Source organism: Shewanella mesophila (assembly GCF_019457515.1).
In the GTDB taxonomy this organism is placed as follows: domain Bacteria; phylum Pseudomonadota; class Gammaproteobacteria; order Enterobacterales; family Shewanellaceae; genus Shewanella; species Shewanella mesophila.
In genome coordinates this window covers 772076-791784 of the sequence record NZ_CP080421.1, presented here as the reverse complement: position 1 = coordinate 791784, position 19709 = coordinate 772076, and the positions used below count along the sequence as shown (strand labels likewise).

18 protein-coding genes are annotated in these 19709 nt (G+C 46.2%); 16 read left to right on the top strand and 2 right to left on the bottom strand.

All coding sequences use genetic code 11. From position 1 onward, the window contains the following. Window positions 1–1485 carry a Re/Si-specific NAD(P)(+) transhydrogenase subunit beta gene (pntB, locus tag K0I73_RS03590; RefSeq protein WP_220063172.1) on the top strand — a complete coding sequence of 495 codons (1485 nt, stop codon included), beginning with the start codon at window positions 1–3 and terminating at the stop codon, window positions 1483–1485. Between the two features lie 311 nt (window positions 1486–1796). Next, window positions 1797–2081: a hypothetical protein gene (locus tag K0I73_RS03585; protein WP_220063171.1), complete on the top strand. Its 285-nt coding sequence runs from the start codon at window positions 1797–1799 to the stop codon at window positions 2079–2081. 77 nt (window positions 2082–2158) lie between these two features. On the opposite strand, the gene K0I73_RS03580 is transcribed toward K0I73_RS03585, so the two are convergent. Both K0I73_RS03580 and hldE read right to left on the bottom strand, forming a co-directional pair. Next, window positions 2159–2995 carry a hypothetical protein gene (locus K0I73_RS03580; protein ID WP_220063170.1) on the bottom strand — a complete coding sequence of 279 codons (837 nt, stop codon included), beginning with the start codon at window positions 2993–2995 and terminating at the stop codon, window positions 2159–2161. Next, on the bottom strand, window positions 2992–4422 hold the full coding sequence (hldE, locus tag K0I73_RS03575; protein ID WP_220063169.1) for a bifunctional D-glycero-beta-D-manno-heptose-7-phosphate kinase/D-glycero-beta-D-manno-heptose 1-phosphate adenylyltransferase HldE: 1431 nt from the start codon (window positions 4420–4422) through the stop codon (window positions 2992–2994). The genes K0I73_RS03580 and hldE overlap by 4 nt, the downstream gene beginning before the upstream one ends. A 103-nt stretch (window positions 4423–4525) precedes the next feature. Here hldE and K0I73_RS03570 point away from each other — a divergent pair, with 103 nt between their 5' ends. From K0I73_RS03570 to K0I73_RS03505, 14 genes are all read left to right on the top strand, one after another. Next, entirely contained in the window at window positions 4526–5452 is a 927-nt protein-coding gene (locus K0I73_RS03570; RefSeq protein ID WP_220063168.1) for an LpxL/LpxP family Kdo(2)-lipid IV(A) lauroyl/palmitoleoyl acyltransferase, read from the top strand. A gap of 268 nt (window positions 5453–5720) precedes the next feature. Next, window positions 5721–8012, top strand: coding sequence for a nitric-oxide reductase large subunit (locus tag K0I73_RS03565; protein ID WP_220063167.1), 2292 nt, complete (start codon window positions 5721–5723; stop codon window positions 8010–8012). 183 nt (window positions 8013–8195) lie between these two features. Beyond that, the gene (gene norR, locus K0I73_RS03560; protein ID WP_220063166.1) at window positions 8196–9743 is read left to right on the top strand and encodes a nitric oxide reductase transcriptional regulator NorR; all 1548 of its coding nucleotides are present in this window, start codon (window positions 8196–8198) and stop codon (window positions 9741–9743) included. A gap of 26 nt (window positions 9744–9769) precedes the next feature. Further along, window positions 9770–11206, top strand: a complete 1437-nt coding sequence (locus K0I73_RS03555; protein WP_258405283.1) for a M16 family metallopeptidase — start codon at window positions 9770–9772, stop codon at window positions 11204–11206. A gap of 224 nt (window positions 11207–11430) precedes the next feature. Continuing rightward, entirely contained in the window at window positions 11431–12714 is a 1284-nt protein-coding gene (locus K0I73_RS03550) for a M16 family metallopeptidase (RefSeq protein WP_220063165.1), read from the top strand. Window positions 12715–12902: 188 nt separating this feature from the next. Further along, window positions 12903–13538 (top strand): response regulator transcription factor, encoded by a 636-nt coding sequence (locus tag K0I73_RS03545; protein WP_220063164.1) that lies wholly within the window; start codon window positions 12903–12905, stop codon window positions 13536–13538. 111 nt (window positions 13539–13649) lie between these two features. Beyond that, window positions 13650–13922, top strand: coding sequence for a Flp family type IVb pilin (locus tag K0I73_RS03540; protein ID WP_220063163.1), 273 nt, complete (start codon window positions 13650–13652; stop codon window positions 13920–13922). Between the two features lie 91 nt (window positions 13923–14013). Then, on the top strand, window positions 14014–14316 hold the full coding sequence (locus K0I73_RS03535) for a pilus assembly protein (RefSeq protein ID WP_220063162.1): 303 nt from the start codon (window positions 14014–14016) through the stop codon (window positions 14314–14316). A 43-nt stretch (window positions 14317–14359) separates the two neighbouring features. Then, on the top strand, window positions 14360–15751 hold the full coding sequence (locus K0I73_RS03530) for a hypothetical protein (RefSeq protein WP_258405282.1): 1392 nt from the start codon (window positions 14360–14362) through the stop codon (window positions 15749–15751). Continuing rightward, the gene (locus K0I73_RS03525) at window positions 15751–16614 is read left to right on the top strand and encodes a hypothetical protein (protein ID WP_220063161.1); all 864 of its coding nucleotides are present in this window, start codon (window positions 15751–15753) and stop codon (window positions 16612–16614) included. The genes K0I73_RS03530 and K0I73_RS03525 overlap by 1 nt, the downstream gene beginning before the upstream one ends. Window positions 16615–16617: 3 nt before the next feature. Beyond that, the gene (locus tag K0I73_RS03520; protein WP_220063160.1) at window positions 16618–17289 is read left to right on the top strand and encodes a hypothetical protein; all 672 of its coding nucleotides are present in this window, start codon (window positions 16618–16620) and stop codon (window positions 17287–17289) included. A 6-nt stretch (window positions 17290–17295) separates the two neighbouring features. Further along, window positions 17296–17487, top strand: a complete 192-nt coding sequence (locus K0I73_RS03515) for a hypothetical protein (RefSeq protein WP_220063159.1) — start codon at window positions 17296–17298, stop codon at window positions 17485–17487. Between the two features lie 14 nt (window positions 17488–17501). Beyond that, window positions 17502–18398: a Flp pilus assembly protein CpaB gene (gene cpaB / locus K0I73_RS03510; protein ID WP_220063158.1), complete on the top strand. Its 897-nt coding sequence runs from the start codon at window positions 17502–17504 to the stop codon at window positions 18396–18398. Continuing rightward, window positions 18395–19705, top strand: a complete 1311-nt coding sequence (locus K0I73_RS03505) for a type II and III secretion system protein family protein (RefSeq protein WP_220063157.1) — start codon at window positions 18395–18397, stop codon at window positions 19703–19705. Before cpaB ends, K0I73_RS03505 begins: the two co-directional genes overlap by 4 nt. The last annotated feature ends 4 nt before the right edge of the window (window positions 19706–19709 follow it).

The window sequence follows — 19709 nt, the reverse complement described above, 5'->3', positions numbered from 1 at the left end:
GTGTCTCAAGGACTGGTAACAGCAGCATATATAGTTGCAGCCATACTCTTCATCTTCAGTCTCGCAGGATTGTCGAAGCAAGAAACGGCCAAACATGGCAACTTATTCGGAATCATAGGTATGGCTATCGCCCTCGGCGCAACCATACTCAACCCAGACACCAATGGTGTGCAATGGATTATCCTCGCCATGGTCATTGGTGGCGCGATCGGTGTGCGCTTGGCATTAAAAGTCGAAATGACTGAAATGCCAGAGTTAGTTGCCGTGCTTCACAGTTTTGTGGGCTTGGCAGCGGTGCTCGTCGGTTTTAATAGCTTTATTGACCTACATCCACAAGCAGTAAATGAAGTCGTCGTGGCCGTTGGTAGCGATCTTGACAGCACATTAGCTGCCGTCAAGGAGGCCTACCGCGATGCTGCAAGCACAGCAGATAAGGTACATTTAACCGGTGCAATGCTTAATATTCACTTGGTTGAAGTGTTCCTCGGGATCTTTATCGGTGCAGTCACCTTCACAGGTTCGATTGTTGCCTTCGGTAAACTGCGCGGCATTATCTCATCGAAACCTATGATGCTACCCCATCGCCATAAGCTTAATCTGCTAGCGGTATTGGTATCATTCGCCTTGATGGTGTACTTCGTTAACGCTGGCGGCACTATGCCGGCGCTACTACTAATGACCCTGATTGCCTTCGCCTTCGGCTGGCACTTAGTGGCGTCGATCGGTGGTGCAGATATGCCTGTGGTTGTTTCAATGCTCAACTCCTATTCAGGTTGGGCAGCGGCGGCAGCAGGTTTCATGCTATCAAACGATCTATTGATCGTAGTTGGCGCGCTCGTAGGCTCTTCTGGTGCGATCCTCTCTTACATCATGTGTAAAGCGATGAACCGCTCGTTCATCTCAGTTATCGCTGGTGGTTTTGGTAGCGATGGCGTTGCTTCTACAGCCGATGAAGAGATGGGCGAATACCGCGAAACCAATGCCGAAGATGTGGCTGATATGCTGAAAAATGCAACTTCGGTTATTATCACTCCAGGCTATGGTATGGCCGTTGCGCAGGCGCAATATCCGGTTGCAGAGATCACCCAAAAACTGCGCGATCGCGGTGTGAAAGTGCGTTTTGGTATTCATCCTGTTGCAGGGCGTTTACCGGGTCACATGAACGTACTGCTTGCCGAAGCTAAAGTGCCTTATGATATCGTGCTAGAGATGGACGAGATCAACGATGACTTTAACGACACAGATGTAGTGTTAGTCATAGGTGCGAACGATACGGTTAACCCAGCAGCGATGGAAGATCCAGGCAGTCCAATCGCAGGAATGCCTGTGCTTGAAGTGTGGAAAGCACAAAATGTTATCGGCTTTAAACGCTCAATGAACACAGGTTATGCCGGTGTGCAAAATCCATTGTTCTTTAAAGACAATACCCAAATGTTGTTTGGCGATGCAAAAGCCAGTGTTGAAGCGATTTTAAAAGCGCTTTAAATCTATCGATAGTCAAGATTAAAAGGGAGCGCTAGTCGCTCCCTTTTAATACCCATTCCACTACAACTAATGCTGCATAACCTTAGCGTCACGATTCATTAATACTAATCAGTATAAGATCGGTGAAAATATGACTGATTTATTATGCAGGTATTTTGCCAATACATTCATTTCAAGCTGATTTATACAAATTTTTACCTAAATACCCTGCTAGGATCAATGAGTCAGTTCGAACTACTTGCATAAATTTCCCACATCTGATTATATTATCGACGATACTTAAATTAGATCACCCTAAAAAGGCAACTGAAATGCACGCATCAGCAATCGACAACAGTTTTCTATCTCGCGAAGATAGACGCATTGCCCATGCTAAATCTGGTGAGCATTGGGATAGATTAACCACTGCACAACGTTTCGCATTTTATACATTAGCAAAACTGGGTTATCAGTTATTGTTTGTTAGGCAAACCCCAACCACTAGCACTGCGGTTGCCAAACAAGATGAGCAATTGGTCACCATAGACGATGATGGTGATATCGATTTTAGCCCAGATGTCGTATTGCGTGAGCGTCGCCCTCCCAGACAACAATGATCCGTAATTACAATCATCACTAAGTAAAAAATGCCTAAAATAAAAAGGAGCTTCAAGGCTCCTTTTTACGTTTTGCTTCATTCACTGCTCATGGCATTTTGTGTCAGCCAAGACGCCGCAGCTTGCTTGCCCATTACCGCCTCTATCGTGGGACGAATATAGCGCCCCATCTCAGGGCGACGCCAAAACATATAATGGGGTAAGCTGTGCATCACCCCTGAGCCAAAAACCCGCTGAATTAGACTCGAAAACTCATCGAGCTCATCTTGATTATATTGGGTCAGTCGAGGGTAAAGATCGTCGATCAATATATCGAACTGCTCAAATTCAGCCAACTGCTCCCAGCTATAACGCTGCATCAACTGCGCAAGCATAGGCGTCGTCCAGTGAGACATAGCTAAAGTGCTGTCAAACACGGCTAAGTTTCGCCGATGATATTGCTGCCAAGCTAACTCATTTGATTGGTTTGTCTTTGCTAAAGACCAAAGCAGATAGATATCGGCGAGCCATTCATGTTGATAGGCTGATAACCGTTGACGGCTCAGATGAGGTGAATGAGATGAGGCAATAGCCAGATGACCTAACTCATGTAACAGGGTCAATTGTACCGCATGTTGCAAGGTTAAACTGTACACCTGCCCATTCACAAGTGCCGAAGAGGCACGAGGAATGTTATCGGTAGCGAGCAGTATTACCCCGGTAATAGACTGATGCCGAACCGGCCTAGCCATAGCGCCTCGCAGTCCCATCTCTTGCAGTAACAGGCTAGGATCTTGAGGCAGTTGTTGCCGAACATCTTCGGGCAGCTGAGCTAGACATTCAATAAGTTGAGGCGTCTGACATACTAAAGCTTGGCCTTGAGGCATAGGCGCCCAAAACCAAGCCGATGCAAGCAGCAGCGCCTCTGCTATCACTGCTTAGCCATGATATTTTCAATAATGGCCGTGGTTGATACGCCATCTTCAAAACCTAACACTTCGACGCTGCCGCCCGCCTCGATAACCTCTTTACCACCAGCAATATCCTCAACCTTATAATCACCGCCCTTAACCAGCATATTGGGTAATAACCTCGCGATAATACGCTGAGGCGTGTCTTCACTGAAAGAGACCACCCAGTCAACCGAAGCGAGTCCTGCGAGCACCGCCATGCGTCTATCTAGGGTATTTACCGGACGACCATCGCCTTTAAGACGTTTAACCGAATTATCATCATTGACCGCCACAATTAAACGCTCGCCCAACGCTTTAGCCTGCTGAAGGTAGCTAACATGCCCAGCATGCAAAATATCGAAGCAACCATTAGTCATCACCACACGTTCACCGCGAAGCTTGGCTTCCTCGAGGGCGTAAACCAATTGATCTTCACTGAGCACACCAAAACCCGTTTCGCCATGGCTTAGATTTAATGCCGCAATCAGTTCAATACGACTCACGGTCGAGGTGCCGAGTTTGCCAACCACGATACCCGCTGCCGTATTAGCAATAGCACAAGCCTGTGGCAAGTCACTTCCCGCAGCTAGCGCCGTGGCTAACGCAGAAATCACTGTATCGCCCGCACCAGTGACATCATAAACTTCTCGAGCCACGGTCGGGATATGTAACTCAGGAGATGCGCGCGTGATCAGCGTCATGCCCTTCTCCGATCGCGTAACTAACATAGCGTCTAAATCATATTCGGTTAACAATGCTTGAGCTTTTGCCACAAGATCGGCTTCACTAGTGACGCTGCCGACAACTTGTTCAAACTCAGCCATATTCGGTGTCAGTAAACTCGCGCCGCGATAGCGAGAAAAATCACTGCCCTTAGGATCGACAAGGACCTTAACGCCTTTTGCTCTCGCTAATGCAATAAAAGCTTGCGGATTATCGATAGCGCCTTTGGCATAGTCGGAAAGCACCACCACGGCAACATTTTCAAGTTCTGACTCGGCTTGTGTCAGCAGCGCTTGACTGTGGGAGGCGGCATAAGGCTCCTCAAAATCTAAACGCAATAGCTGTTGATTTCGCGACATAACCCTAAGCTTAGTGATCGTCGGTTTGTCAGCCACTCGGTGCCATTTGGGCTCAACGCCAAGGGTTTTGACCCCCTGAGTTAATGCCTCCGCCGTTTCATCTTCTCCGACGATACCAGCTAAATGAACCTGACCACCTAAGGCCGCAATATTCAAGGCGACGTTAGCCGCACCACCGGGTCTATCCTCAACCTGATTAACCCGCACCACTGGCACTGGCGCTTCAGGAGAAATACGGCCTGTCGCACCAGTCCAATAACGATCTAACATCACGTCACCGACTACGAGAACTTTGGCTTTTTCAAATGCTGGCAGAGAAATCTTCATATTGCGGTTGTCTTTTTTTAAATTAATCCATGATTATACCTAATTTTAGCGATTTTTTGAGTTAGAATAAGCAGTAATTTTCGTTAATAGATCTGAGACGTCCGTGGTCGATAAAGCACAATTCTCCTCACAGTTTTTCCACCCTAAATATTGGCTGATCTGGTTGGGCGTCGGACTGATGCGCCTAACTCAGTTGTTACCACTATCAATGCAGATGTCTTTAGGTAAATGGATAGGACGTTTAGCTAAAACGATTGTAGGCAGTCGTGTGAATACCGCTAAGCGCAATATCGCCCTGTGCTTTCCTCATATGTCCGCTACCGATCAGGCTCAACTGCTAACACGCAATTTTGAAGAGACAGGTAAAGCGATCTTCGATATCGCCAATGCATGGTGGTGGTCAGACGCGAAGGTTCAACGTCATATGACCATAAAGGGTCAGCAACATGTAGAACAAACGATTGCCGATGGCCAAGGGGTCATTTTATTTGCCGTACACTGCCTGCCCCTAGAGATGGGCGCACGGATCTTTGGCCAGTTTCAACCCGGTATTGGGGTCTATCGACCGCACAACAATCCGCTAATGGAATATTTACAGGTCAATGGACGTCTGCGCTCAAATAAAGGCTTAGTACCCAAACGCGATCTACGTCAAATGGTAAGAAGTCTGCGTAATCCAGATGTGATCTGGTATACCGCAGACCAAGATTTCGGCCGCTCTAGCGCTGTGTTTATTCCTTTCTATGATGTTGCAGAAGCGGCCACGATCACTGGGGCAACCACCTTAGCGAGATTAGGTAAAGCTAAGGTGCTTCCTTTCGTGGTTGAGCGTAATGCCGACGATAACGGCTACACCATTGAGATCCTGCCGCCTTTAGAAAACTTCCCTGGCGACAATGAAGTTGAGGATGCGATTCGCGGCAATAAGATCATCGAATCGATAATCGATCGAAATCGTGCCCAATATATGTGGCTACATCGCCGCTTTAAGACCCGCCCTGATCGAGACGACCCGTCACTGTATAAATAGCAGATGACTCATGTTAAAAAGCCAGTATTTCGCTGGCTTTTTGATAACGGCTGTTAGCTCAACACCCTCATTATCAATTCGACACTCCACAAAATGTCAAATAGACACTTTAGTGTACTTATGACATTAACAAGCAATATCATATTGACAACAACAATACGACAACAAAGAAGTAAAACCATATAAAACAATAAATTAAGAAATTGGCACAAACTCTGCTCTATACAAGCTTATTAATACCCCTACTAAATTTGTACAGAGAGGCTTTATGAGCAAACAACGGCTAACGGCAATAGCTTTACTACTAGTGCTAATTGCATCTTTTACTGTATTGCTGAGTATCGGCAGTGAGATATATCGTGAGAAACCCCCAATCCCCACCGCCTTTGTGAATGAACAAGGACAAGCGCTTTACACTCAAGATGATATAGAGCAAGGACAACTGGTCTGGCGCTCAATGGGGGGGCATCAACTCGGATCTATCTGGGGACATGGCTCATATGTCGCGCCAGACTGGACCGCTGACTGGCTCCACAAAGAAGCTCAAGCTTGGCTAGATATCACGGCAAAAAATCGTTATGACATACCATTTAGAGAGCTAAACTCTGAAATTCAAGCAGGATTAGAGCAAGCACTACGCGAAGATATGCGAAAAAATAGTGTGGTCATAACTCCTAACGGCGTCACAACGATTACCTTGTCCGCCACCCGCATAGCAGCGATTGAGCAAGTGGCTCAACACTACATCACATTATTTGGTGATGATCCTGTTCTCTCTACGCTGAGAGAACAGTATGCGATGAAAGAAGGCACGGTTCCTGATTTAGCGAGACGGCAAAAACTCAATGCCTTCCTATTTTGGGGAGCATGGGCAGCCGTTACCGAACGAGCGGGTGAGAATTACACCTACACCAATAACTGGCCCTACGATCCACAGATCGGTAATACACCAACGTCAGATAATATCGTCTGGTCTATTTTAAGTATTGTTACTCTTATCGCAGGTATCGGTGCCTTAGTTTGGCACCATGCAGCAGGTAAGCATGAAGATCTACCTAAGCCAGCGAGTCAAGACCCACTGTTTTTAACTAAACCTACAGCATCACAAAAAGCGGTAGGAAAATACTTCGTTACCGCTATTGGTCTATTTTTACTGCAAATTTTCTTAGGCGGGATCACAGCGCATTATGCTGTCGAGGGGCAAAACTTCTATGGTATCCCGCTGTCTGAAATTCTCCCTTACTCAGTGACTCGTACTTGGCATACCCAACTGGCAGTATTTTGGATCGCAACCGCTTGGCTAGGTACCGGCCTCTATATTGCCCCAGCGCTCTCAGGGCATGAACCTAAATTCCAACGCCTAGGTGTAAATGTACTCTGGGTTGCTTTAGTTATCGTCGTTCTCGGTTCTATGGCTGGCGAGTGGATAGGTGTTCAACAATATTTCGATCTCGACACCAACTTTTTACTCGGCCATCAAGGTTACGAATATATCGATCTCGGCCGCGTCTGGCAGGTATTGCTGCTTGCAGGGCTACTCATTTGGCTAGCGTTAGTGACTGCAGCTATTCGCCCAGCATTGAAAGTTAAAGGCGAAATGCGCCCTGTCATCTGGGTACTGTATGCCTCTTGTGTCGCCATTGGCCTCTTCTATGGTGCAGGCTTGTTCATGGGTAAGCACACCAACCTTGCTATTGCCGAGTATTGGCGTTGGTGGGTCGTACACTTATGGGTTGAAGGCTTCTTTGAAACATTTGCGACTTCGGTTATCGCACTCATGCTGGTTCGTCTAGGCTTGATCCGTGGCCGTAGCGCTAACGCTGCCGTGTTATTTACCACAGTGATATTCTTAACCGGTGGCCTGATTGGTACCTTGCATCACCTCTATTTCACTGGTACGCCAACGGCGGTTATCGCATGGGGCGCTATTTTCTCGGCCCTAGAAGTGGTTCCATTAGCCATCATTGGTTTCGAAGCTATGGAAAGCTACCGTTTACGTGCAGCAAGTCCATGGATGATCCGCTATAAATGGGCCATCATGTTCTTTGTCGCTACCGCATTTTGGAACTTAGTGGGTGCAGGTGTGTTAGGTTTCTTAATCAATCCACCTATTGCCCTGTACTTCATCCAAGGATTGAACACCACAGCAACCCATGGTCACGCCGCGTTTATGGGAGTGTATGGCATGTTAGGAATGGGACTGATGCTGTTTTGCTTACGCGGACTGACTGGGCAAATTGTCTGGAATGAAAAGCTACTTAAAGGCGCGTTTTGGAGCCTTAACATTGGCCTTGCCGCCATGGTGTTTATGTCACTCCTACCTGTGGGGATCACCCAGTTCTTCGCGGTACTCGAGAATGGCTACTGGTTTGCGCGGTCACCAGAGGTGATCCACAGCCCACTCGTTGAAACCTTAGTTTGGATGCGTATGCCAGGCGACATACTGTTTGGTGCAGGCGGCTTATTTATGGGGGTATTTCTTGTTGATATTATCAAAAAAGCCATCAATAAGAAGTCACAGCCAGCATTAAGCCATGAGCCACTCTCTGCTAATGCATAGAGTGTTCACAAACCATTAATTGAAGGGGTCATTGCGACCCCTTTTTATTGACGACTAATTATCACAATTAGCAGGGTATGAATTTAAACGGCTAACACTATCCAAGAGTAAAATTACTAATATTTGTGTGTCATAATGGTTAACCGATATATCCGCCATCCCTTATACACTCGGAGATTTCACATGGCGCTAAGTCAAACTGAACTGACTCGCATGGCCCTAGATATCACCTCGGGCTTGTCGAACCATGACAGATTTTCCCGTTTACTCGATACTGTTCGCCAATGCCTAAAGTGCGATGCAGCAGCCCTACTCCAATTTAGCGGACAACAATTTACCCCACTTGCGATTGATGGTCTTAGTCCTGATGTTCTCGGCAGACGCTTTGTTTTACAAGATCATCCGAGACTCGAAGCCATAGCTCGCGCGGGCGACATTGTACGTTTTCCTTCCGATAGCGATCTGCCCGATCCTTATGATGGACTGATTCCGAACCAAGGTGACAATCTTACCGTACACGCCTGTATAGGCCTGCCGTTGATCGCCGACGGCAGCTTGATTGGTGCCGTCACCATAGATGGTTTCGACCCAGAACAATTTAACTCTTTTAGTAATGAGCAACTAAGGGGAATAAGTGCTATCGCGGCCGCGTCACTTAATAACGCCCTCTTGATTGATAAGCTGGAGAAACAAGCGGTTCAACTCCAATGGGATAGTGCACCGAGTAACTCGCGAATCAATGCCTTAGAAACCGAGTTAATTGGCCAATCTGTTGTGATGCAAACATTGCAGCAAGAGATTGCTGTAGCTGCACCGACGGATCTGAATGTACTGATTCTCGGTGAAACGGGGACGGGTAAAGAACTTATCGCCAATGCGATCCACCAAAATTCAACCCGCGCAGCCCAACCATTAGTCTATTTAAACTGTGCCGCATTGCCTGAGTCCGTCGCCGAAAGTGAACTCTTTGGTCATGTCAAAGGTGCATTTACTGGTGCCATTAGTAATCGTAGCGGCAAGTTTGAGATGGCCGACAAAGGTTCGCTATTCTTAGATGAAATAGGTGAATTACCACTAACGCTGCAAGCTAAATTACTGCGGGTCTTGCAATATGGAGACCTGCAAAAAATAGGTGATGATCGCAGTCTTAAGGTCGATGTTCGTATTATTGCCGCGACCAATAAAAACCTAAAGAATGAGGTTTTGGCAGGCCGATTCCGCGCCGATCTTTATCATAGACTCAGCGTCTTTCCTTTAGTTGCCCCACCACTGAGAGAGCGCGGCCAAGATATCACCTTACTATGCGGTTTCTTTGTCGAGCGCAGTCGCCAACAGCTGGGTTTACAAAGCCTAAGACTCAGTTCAGCAAGCCTCAAATTACTCGGTGAATATGCTTGGCCGGGTAACGTCAGGGAGTTAGAACATAGCATCTACCGTGCGGGGATATTGGCCAGAGCAAAGTCCACGAATAATATCGCGCTTATTACCCCAGAACACTTTGAGTTTTCAGCCAATGCCCAGTCTTCTGAGCCGTCCTCGCTAGAGATTCAACCAAGCCTTATCGCTGGCAACCTCAAGCAGGCCACCGAACAATTTCAAGCGGGTTATATTAATCAGGTGCTAACTCAACATGAGAATAATTGGGCCGCGACCGCTCGGGTGTTAAATATCGATTCAGGAAATTTACACAGACTAGCAAAACGGCTAGGGTTAAAGCATTCTAAAAAATAACATATTCCCCATACAGGGCGGTATCGGTGAAATTGAACACTGCTTGGCGCTTGATTAATCCATTGCTGATAATAGCAATGCCCTTTATATCGACTCTTGTTCAAGCGAGCGAGCAGGAGTTAACGACATTAGCCGCGCCGCTCTACCAACTAGAACAAACCATACAATACCAGCGCCTCGATAATGGTTTGCAGCTAAGGCTGTTACCCCTTAGAAATAAGCAGAGTGTCGCGCTGGCAAGTCAATTCGGGGTCGGCTCCCGCAACGAAGCAGTCGGTCAAACTGGTTACGCACATCTGTTTGAACATATGCTTTTCAAAGGCAGTAAAAATGCTCCCGGAGACAGCTACAGCCAAACGATGAGCTCCCTGAGTGGCAAATTTAACGCCAGTACCTTCTTCGATTACACCAATTACTATGTGAATGTCCCAAGCCGCGCCCTACAGCTAGCACTATGGTTAGAAGCAGATCGTTTTATTCGTCCAGCATTAACGGAGCAAACCGTCAAAAATCAGCAACAAACCGTGCTAGAGGAGATGGCGACCACCATAGATAATCAGCCCTATATTCGTCCTGCTATGGAATTCTTGCTAAGTCAAGTCAAAGGCAGCCCCTATGGTCATGCAGTGATCGGATCTAAAACTGATATTGAAGCGGCGACAACCGAGAGCCTAACTCAGTTTCATCAGACATTTTACCGCCCTGATACCCTGCAACTAAGCATAGTGGGGCAAGTGCCATCACAGACACTCACCTGGGTAAAAGCGTATTTTGCTGACTGGCCGATGCCAAGCAACACACCCCAAGGCTTTCATCCACTCCAGGTGAATAGGCAGTCTGTGCACCATGAGATCATCGATGCTCGAGGCCCTTGGCCAGGTTTATTGCTGGCATGGCACACTGTAGGTCGTTCGCATCAAGATGCCGCCGCCATCAGTTTAGTTGAATCCTACCTGTTACAAAGCCGCTCAAGTGTATTGGCTAAACTCAGCCTTAAGGAGCCTAAACAGTTGCTGTATTACTCATTGCCATTGACTATGGAACATTTTGGCGTGATGAACCTGGTGATGGTACCAAGGGCCAACACCGCCCTAGATCAGCTCACCCAGCAGATCACAGCGATTATCGATGACCTTGCAGCCGATGGGCTCACATCCGAACAACTTAAGCAGTTAAAACTACGATCACTACAGCAGCAGCTGGTAAAACTAGATAACGATATCAGCTTAGCGACAACGCTCAGCGCGACCCTTAAACAAGATAGATTTACCCCACTATCTGGCCCATGGGAACGCATCAAGGCCGTCACCAACGACGATATTATTCGGGTCACTCGACAATATTTACAGCCTGGTGTCGTCCGTTTAGATCTGCTGCCGCCTTGGTATATTCGCTGGAGTAAAGCGGTACTCGAATGGCTACCGACAGGATGGACAGACTCATTAGAGGAGCAAGTGCTATGAGGCCGTTTGTCGTGAAGCTGTGCGGCATAAAGCAGTGCAGTATACAGTCATGCCCCTTACTCAGTTTTTTTCTCATCTTGCTAATTTGCGGTGGTTGTCAGCAAACCAAAATAACCTTTACACAAGTTCAATCCCCCGTGCCCCCTAGCTTCAAACCTTTAATCAACGCACCTATAGTTGAATCACAAGATTCGAGCCTAGCAGAACACCATTTGGCGCCACAAGTGAGTGTGCTAGACGCCTTTCATCTCCTGCATATACTCCCAGGCAGACTCTCTACGCTTAACCGCATTCATTTAGTCGCAGTTAGCCCAAACCAGCCTTATCAAGATGCGGATATCTTGGCCAAGGTCTTTACTGAAAAAGGGCTTTGGCTAGCAAATAAGCCATCTGCAAAAACACCTCTCAACTGCATAGAAAGCGTTAACTCACAAGTGAGTCTACATAGCGTTACGCTTACCTTGGCCTGCCCTGATGACCAGCTTGAAACGGCCTTATCGCTATTAGTCGATATATGGTCAGCTAAAAGTTTTAGCAATTTAGATATCGCCAAACTAAGACGACAACTCGCACTCGATAAACATATCAACGCGTTTAATGGTAACGAAATAGAGAAGCTGTGGGCGGAAAAAATATTGGGACAAACCCATCCCTATAATGGCGCGCTCAATAATGAAGCACAGCAAAAAACGCTAACACATCAGTCTCTTGAAAAGATTGTTCATCAAGCAGCGATCCAAAGCCAGTGGCACCTAATCATCGAACGCGACGCGTCAATTGAGTCGCAGCAAAAAACAGTTATCGCAGCGCAGATGAAACGACTGCCTGTGCCATCGAGTTTCAGTGAACCAAAGCTAGATAGCTTTAAACCCTATGGTAAAACCCTCTACGTTATCGACGCGCCGGGCAGCGTACAAACCCAAGTTCGCCTTGGTTACCATTTGCCATTACAGGCTCACAGCAGTGATAGTGGCCAGATAGACAGCTCTTTTAGTTGCGAACTTCTGAGCCGTTGGCTAGGAAGAAGTTTTTCAGGCAGACTTTACTATGATCTGCGTGAACGACGAGGACTCACCTATGGAATTTATGGACGTTGCTTCGACAACCCCATGGCGACAATTTTAAAGTACTATGGTAGTACCCAGTTACAGCACACAGGGGCTTTTATTAAAGGGATTTTAGATCATTTACAACTAGCCCAAATTGAGCTCGCCGAAGACGACGAGGTTAAAGCCCTAGCAGATTACAATCAAAACCAATTCAACTTAATGTTTGATGATTCCGCTCATCGTACAGCGCGCTATATTCAGCTGCTGAGTAAACAGCAAGAGTGGCAAGCGATAGTGAATCAGCAAGCTCAATGGCAACGCCTCAACTCGTTGACATTACAGCAAGCTGCACAGCAAGTGTTCCATGCTTCCCCAGTGATCGTTATTCGTGGCGATCTCGATAAAATAAAACCCGATCTCCAGGAAAAACTACCAGATTGGCAGATAGTGACACCATAAACTTACTTGTTTCATTTCTGCCACATTGTAAGGCTAGCAACCTACGGGCTTGTGTTTAATTAATATATAGATAAAATAGCCAACATATTTTGATACAACTAACATAACAATAAAGTCGTACGATTTAGTCGTTTCAAACATAATCCTAGTAACAAAGTAGTACATTATAAGTCTCATAAGGAAGTGAAATGTATAATGGTGAATTATTTACCCTGAGTAGATGTCCTAGAAATATCCAATTATTAAGAAGCACTGCGGGCTTACTCAACTTAAAAACAAATATACTCACACACCAAAATACCGATCCACTCGTCTCATGGAAAAACTCTAAACATGAGCAAAAGATCCTATTTCACTTTATCAATAATGTCCAAAATGATCTTATCAATATTCCACCAGCGGTAATGGAAGATGGTAAACATGTCGCTATCTGTGAAACGCTATCTTTAGATGATGAGCTGATTCTTTTAAAACTCGGCTTCTCTGCTGCAACTAACACCGAAGAACCGCCTCACAACATATTGAAAATGGTTGGTAATGTTCTGAGAGAAAACTTACATTTCAGCCTAAAAGCACTTTCAAAATATATCCTAACTCAGCAAAAAAAATCACATTCAAGTAATCAAGTGACCTTATTTTCAGGCATAACCAAGAAAGAGAAAGAAGTACTCTCTTTTGTCTGTAAAGGACTGAGAAATTCTGAAATCGCTAACAAGATGAATGTTTCAGTCAACACAGTAAAAATGCATCTGCAAAACATCTATAAAAAAACAAATTGCAGAAGCAGAGGGCAACTATTGGTAAAATACCAACAGCAAATGTAATTACAATGGATAGAGTAGAATACAAAATATTATCCATCTGGATAATTGAGTAACAAAGTTGTGACGATAAAATAGCCTAGTCTAAAAAATGTATTCTCAAGGAGAAAAGAGATGTTAAATAAAAAACAACGCGGTCAAGGTATGACTGAATATATCATTATCGTTGCACTCATTGCCGTTTCGGCTATCGGTGTATACAGCTTCTTCGGTAAAACCATCCGTAATCAGGTCGCTGGACTATCGGCAGAAATGTCGGGAAATGATTCTTCCGGTCAAATTACTAATGCACAAGGTGCTGCAACCAAGGCAGACCAAGTAGCAAATAAAGATTATAACCTTGGTTCCTACGACAAGGCGGCTAATAGCAGCGCTAAAAGCAACTAGAAATACCTATTAGCGCTACTCCAAGCCACTAATACTATATAAGCAAGAAGTAGCGTGCTTCTTGCTTTAAATCCGATCATAAAAGGAGTTTATGGTGAAAAAATCAACAATACTGGGTCAAGGAATGACAGAATACATCATCATAGTCGCCTTAATTGCTGTATCAGCCATTGGGGTTTATAGCTTTTTCGGGAAAACCATGCGCAATCAAGTTGCAGGCTTAGCAGCCGAACTTTCAGGCCAGGATTCAGGCGCACAAATTGGCGCAGCCAAGAGCTCAGCTGGCAAAGCAACTCAAGTCGCCAATAAAGATTACAACTTAGGCAACTACAATGAAGGAGCCAACGGCGCAAGCGGTGGAACGGGTTCTGGAGGCGGTAGCGGCGTAGATTAATATCGCTGTTTCGCTGACGTTTTAACTCCAAGAGATCCCCCCTATGAATTCAATATCGACACGCTTTAAACAGCGTGGCCAAGCGATGGCATTATCGTTAATGTTAATGTCACTTGCGCTAATGACCGTCATGTACAGCTTTAACACATCAAAGTTAAACCTTAATGGCACCAAGCTGCAAAATACCGCCGATAACACCGCCTACAGCGTTGCCACCTTCGCCGCTCGAGACTTCAACTTTAAGGCTTATACCAACCGCGCATCGGTAGCAAACCAAGTCGCAATCGCCCAAATGGTGGGGCTTTCCTCTTGGTTTAACATGACGGACCGATTCGCCCAAAATGCCTGTAACACTCTCTGCTGGGTGCCTTATCTTGGTCAGGTACTTTCAGGAATTAAGAGCGCCGTTGGTACCATAAATCAGGTCGCTCAACCTGTCCTCGAAGGGATGATTTTTCTCGAAGATAAAATGCTCTGGGCACTAAGCAGCTCACAACAAGTTATTCATTACGCAGGACTTGCATCGAGTGTTGCCTCTGCTGGCGATGTTGTAAAGGCTAATGACCCTAACGCAAAGCTAGATTTGATGCAAAATCCACAATTGCTTGGTGATGTTCGCGACGTCTGGATGAAATTCCAAAACCGCCATTCTAGGCAAGCCAATTCAGGTAAGAGTACTCAATTTAGAGATTTCATTGGGGTCACCTTGAATTCTCGCGATTCATTCAGTGAGAAACGCAGCTACAAGCTCGGATTCCCTTGGTCACTTACCGCTTTCCCTCTGCGCTGGAAAACCCATAAGACTGGCGGCAGTGAGTTGATCAGCAATGGTGAAAATGAGGCGGAAACTTGGACCTCTATGGATACTATCAGTTTTCATCTATCTAGATTCCGTTGCAGTTGGTCTGGCTGTCGCTGGCGTGGCTACAACGAAATCCCACTCGGTTGGGGTGCAACTACCTCAGATGATCGTGCAGACATATGGAGCGTTGGTAACAGAAACACTTGGGGAGAAAGTCGAAGAACAAATGGAACTGCAGCCAAATACGCGGCCTACAACCAAGAAACTCATGGTGATTACGGTGGTGTACGGCCTTTCTATGGCCTATCGAACGATGCTTATAAAAAGAGCCAAACAGATAACATTGCTATCGTCGTCTCCAAGTCTCGCGACAAGGTCCGCACCACTGACACTGCAACGCTTGTTGGAAAGGGAATAGATCCCGCTGTCGATGAAGAGATGCTGGGCGATAGAATGACCGCACTGTCGACCGCACAAGCTTATTATTCACGTCCTCGCGATCTATCTGCTTGGGTCAGGGCCGATGGCCGCCATGAGTACGGTAATCTTTATAATCCGTTCTGGCAGACTCGTTTAACCGACTCCAGCAATGGCGAGCGTAGCATCGTACTAGCCTTAACGAGGATGTTGTAATGGCTATATTCTCTCAACGCGGTCAAGCTCTGATCGAAAGCATTATAGGCTTAAGTTTCGTGGTGATCCCGTTGCTGATCATGATGCCATTTCTCTCAAAAATTACTGGAGCACAGCACAGAGCAGAACAAGCGGCCCATTACAGCGCATGGGAGCGTACCGTTTGGAAAGAACGTAATCCAGACCAGATGCCAAGCCGAAGTGGTTTGTATGTGGCAAAGCGCTCTGAAACGGAGCTAATGAAACAGATTCCTTGGCGTTTTTATCAAACTGACGGCCAGCAAATTACGAGCCGATATCAAGATAAATGGGACTGGCAGCAGAATGTTCACCCCTTGCTTAAACATCAAATGGAGCAAGATACTCAACAGGCTACCATTTTAAAATCAACTCAAGAATCACCAAATAACCAAAATGAGCTAGATAGACTCACCGCGAGTAATCGTGGCGGAGATACTCCTGGCCTCTACGGTAAGAGTGTAGAGAAGGCGGTTGATCTAATCTCTTACACAGGATTTGACCTCGAACTTGACCAATACTACCGAGCCAGCGTAAGTACGGATTTAGAGAACCTATATCTCGCCCCTTTTGACAAATTAAACCTCAAGATCAAAGGTCAAAGCGCCCTACTCGCATCGGGGTGGAACGCCGCAGGACCTCACCATGTTAAAAACCGCGTACGCCGTTTGGTACTGACCAACTATATGGATGTTGGCGTGATCAGAACCGCGCAACGTCTTGTCGGCATCATTCCCTTTGGCAAAGAACTCAAGCCCAATCGACTCAAGCTGGGTTTTGTGAAACCTGATGTCTTACCTAGTAACCGCCTATGCACCTATGGCACCAAAAATTGTGGAGGCTAATCTATGAAATCCAGTTTGTTCGTCGCATTGACCCTTGTTAGCGTCTTCGCTTACGGCAAAGATTGGCCCAATGTCGAGTTTCCAGACACTTCGGAAGTGGAAATTGTTGCCGATGAGATGCAATACAACGGCTACCCAATGAAGACATGGGTGGTCAAAGATAAGCGTAGTTTGATGGTGATGGCCGACTTTTTTAAAAAGCAGTGGCAGGCAGACAGTGAACGCTTCGATGCCCGCATGTTTAACGGCGACTATGTGATCAATAGCCTCCAACCACCTTATCTACTCACAGCACGTATCAATCAGCAATATCAAGGAGTTGTCGCTTATGTCGGCATCACCAAGAACATGGATGACACCCAGCTGGCTAAAGTAAATCGTGACAAATTCCCCAAACCTAGCGGCACGGCTGTACTGTCCGATATCCAATCACAGGATCTCTATAAACAGGGAAGAACAGTCATCCTCAGCAGCACTCAGAGTTTATCGAGTAACTACCACTATTACCGCAGACACTTTCAACAAAGAGGTTGGGTTGAAAACTCGGCCATTCTTGATACCAAGGCAGGTAAAGCCGCCCTACAAATGAGTCAAGGAACGGACAGTGTCGACATTAGTTTCGATACCAAAAATTCACAAGTATACATAGTTGCCAATCAAGTTACACAAGGATGATAACCAATGCGATTTAACAGAAAACACGGCCGGGGTCAGGCTAGTGTCGAATATCTAGTGGTATGTGGGGCGCTCATCGCGGCACTGCTAACGCCGGTATCCAATAATCAGAATGTTTTAGAAATTAGCGCAGATACCTTAACCGATTGGTACACCGCTTTTGCCTATAGCAAGTCTTTATCGATTCTTCCTAACTAATTTCAGGTTTTACAATGAAACTTAAATCAATTGATTTCAATTGGATATTGCTAGTTATTGCCTTGGTATTAGGTGGTATTTCAGCGTGGGCAACCAAAAATTACTTTATCACCAAAGAGCAACAACTACGTGATGAACTGTCACGTGACAATATTGAGATGGCTGACGTCATCGTTGCTACCAAAGAGCTGCGTAAAGGGGATATTATTTCAGATCAAAATATGTCGGTTCGGCAAATTCGTGCCGATACCCTGCCTCTGGATGCTATTCACCCAAGTCGCTTCGGCGAAGTTGCGGGCCAGATGATACTTGAGCCAATGTTACCGGGCAGACCACTCATTGGAACCTATCTACCCGGTATGCGAGTAGCCCAATTCTCAGACATTCTCCAAGAGGGTCAGCGAGCCATTACCATAGATATCGATGAAATTAACTCATCGGCAGGCATGCTCGTGCCTTCAGATCATATCGATGTGTTACTCGCTTTTAAGGAAGATAAAGACGGCAAAGATCGTGAAAAGTTACAACTTCTTATCGAAGATGCAACGGTATTAGCGACCGGACGACGCAGTATTGATATCAACCCCGAGCTAGTCGATACCCTCTATGATAATCCAAATGCCTACAACACAGTGACATTAGCCCTATCGGTTGAAGATGCCGCGCGAGTCGCACTAGCCAAGGAGAAAGGTAATTTCGTTACCCTACTAAGAAACCAAAAAGAGACCTCAGCCCTAGAGTTTGTCTCGTTACATGAGGGACAGATTTTCGATACCTCAGAAGAGAGACTAGAAAATAGTGTCGAAGTGATCACCGGTGGCAGCGGCATCAAGACCAGTACCCAAACCTACCCCCTTTCAAACGAGATGTTAGAGCAGCTCAGTCAACAAAAAGATAAAGCCGTATTATGAAACTATTAAAAATCATCGCCTTTTTTGGGGTTTGCCTCATGCTGCCCTCTGTCACCATGGCACACAATAATAAACAGATGAAACTCTATGTTGGAGCTGTTGAACTCTATAAGGCCAGCAACGTAGAACGCATTGTGGTAGGTAACGGCAAAGTACTTAGCGCTAAAGTCGTTGATAATAAGGGAGTGTTACTTATCGGCGAAGCACCGGGAAATACCGATCTTCAGCTTTGGCAAAAAGATGGCAAGTTGATCAAGCTAAGTCTTACTGTGACATCCGATAACAGTCTACGCACAACTGCAATGGTAAAGAAGATGCTCAGCGCCTTTCCATCGCTGACCGTCACCGAAAGTGACGGCCTAATCATAGTGCAAGGTGAAGCAGCACTTGGGCAAAAAGAGCAACTGGAGAAGATCCTTGAGGGCAGTCCAAATATTGTATCTCTGGTGAAGTATCTAAAGTTTGCTAAAACCATGGCTCCCATGGTGAAGATGCAGGTCAAAATCGTCGAATTCAATAAGTCGACACTAAACAATGTCGGCATAAAATGGGAAACCGCCATGGCGGGCCCCGCCTATGGTGTGGCAAAAGGTTTTACCGCTAACCCCATATTCAATGTCGCCTCTCCAGGCCAGTACACCGAAGCAATAACCGAAGCGATCACAGGTAATATCGGCGTATTAGATACTCGCGGATGGAGCTCACTGGGTATCGTCTCTGGTATCGGCTCGCAGATCCAACTGTTATCGGAAAAGGGTGATGCTCGTATGCTCGCCGAGCCTAACCTAACCACTCGCAGTGGCGAGTCAGCCAGTTTCTTAGCTGGTGGTGAGTTTCCAATTCGGAGCGTCAGCGGTTTAGGTGCTGTCGATGTCGAATTTAAAGAATATGGCATCAAACTAGATATCGAGCCGGTTGTTGATGATGAGCTCAATATTGTCAGCCGAGTGATGGCAGAGGTCAGTTCTATCGATCCCTCCGTTGCCGTTGACGGCGTTCCCGGCATGCTAACCCGACGCACCGAATCTGTCATCAATGTTAAAAATCACGAGACCATAGTGATCTCCGGTTTGGTTAACAGCGAAATGTCAAAAATCGTCAATAAGTTTCCTATTCTCGGCGATATCCCCATCCTCGGAGAGCTATTCAAGTCACGTGACTTTAAAGATGACAAGACCGAATTAGTCATCTTTGTCACCCCAGTCGTTGTCTATCCGGGGCAAGAAGATCACGATGCTCAACTCAATCGTGGCCTAGAGATGGCCGAAGAAGCAACTAAGCTCGAAGCTTTCTATATCTTGGACTAGGAGT

What these genes read in the sequence shown, in the direction of transcription:
- K0I73_RS03585 (WP_220063171.1), top strand. Translation starts at nt 1,797, where the DNA reads ATGCACGCATCAGCAATCGACAACAGTTTTCTATCTCGCGAAGATAGA.
- hldE (WP_220063169.1), bottom strand. Translation starts at nt 4,422, where the DNA reads ATGAAGATTTCTCTGCCAGCATTTGAAAAAGCCAAAGTTCTCGTAGTC.
- K0I73_RS03565 (WP_220063167.1), top strand. Translation starts at nt 5,721, where the DNA reads ATGAGCAAACAACGGCTAACGGCAATAGCTTTACTACTAGTGCTAATT.
- norR (WP_220063166.1), top strand. Translation starts at nt 8,196, where the DNA reads ATGGCGCTAAGTCAAACTGAACTGACTCGCATGGCCCTAGATATCACC.
- K0I73_RS03545 (WP_220063164.1), top strand. Translation starts at nt 12,903, where the DNA reads ATGTATAATGGTGAATTATTTACCCTGAGTAGATGTCCTAGAAATATC.
- K0I73_RS03540 (WP_220063163.1), top strand. Translation starts at nt 13,650, where the DNA reads ATGTTAAATAAAAAACAACGCGGTCAAGGTATGACTGAATATATCATT.
- K0I73_RS03535 (WP_220063162.1), top strand. Translation starts at nt 14,014, where the DNA reads ATGGTGAAAAAATCAACAATACTGGGTCAAGGAATGACAGAATACATC.
- K0I73_RS03530 (WP_258405282.1), top strand. Translation starts at nt 14,360, where the DNA reads ATGAATTCAATATCGACACGCTTTAAACAGCGTGGCCAAGCGATGGCA.
- K0I73_RS03525 (WP_220063161.1), top strand. Translation starts at nt 15,751, where the DNA reads ATGGCTATATTCTCTCAACGCGGTCAAGCTCTGATCGAAAGCATTATA.
- K0I73_RS03520 (WP_220063160.1), top strand. Translation starts at nt 16,618, where the DNA reads ATGAAATCCAGTTTGTTCGTCGCATTGACCCTTGTTAGCGTCTTCGCT.
- K0I73_RS03515 (WP_220063159.1), top strand. Translation starts at nt 17,296, where the DNA reads ATGCGATTTAACAGAAAACACGGCCGGGGTCAGGCTAGTGTCGAATAT.
- cpaB (WP_220063158.1), top strand. Translation starts at nt 17,502, where the DNA reads ATGAAACTTAAATCAATTGATTTCAATTGGATATTGCTAGTTATTGCC.
- K0I73_RS03505 (WP_220063157.1), top strand. Translation starts at nt 18,395, where the DNA reads ATGAAACTATTAAAAATCATCGCCTTTTTTGGGGTTTGCCTCATGCTG.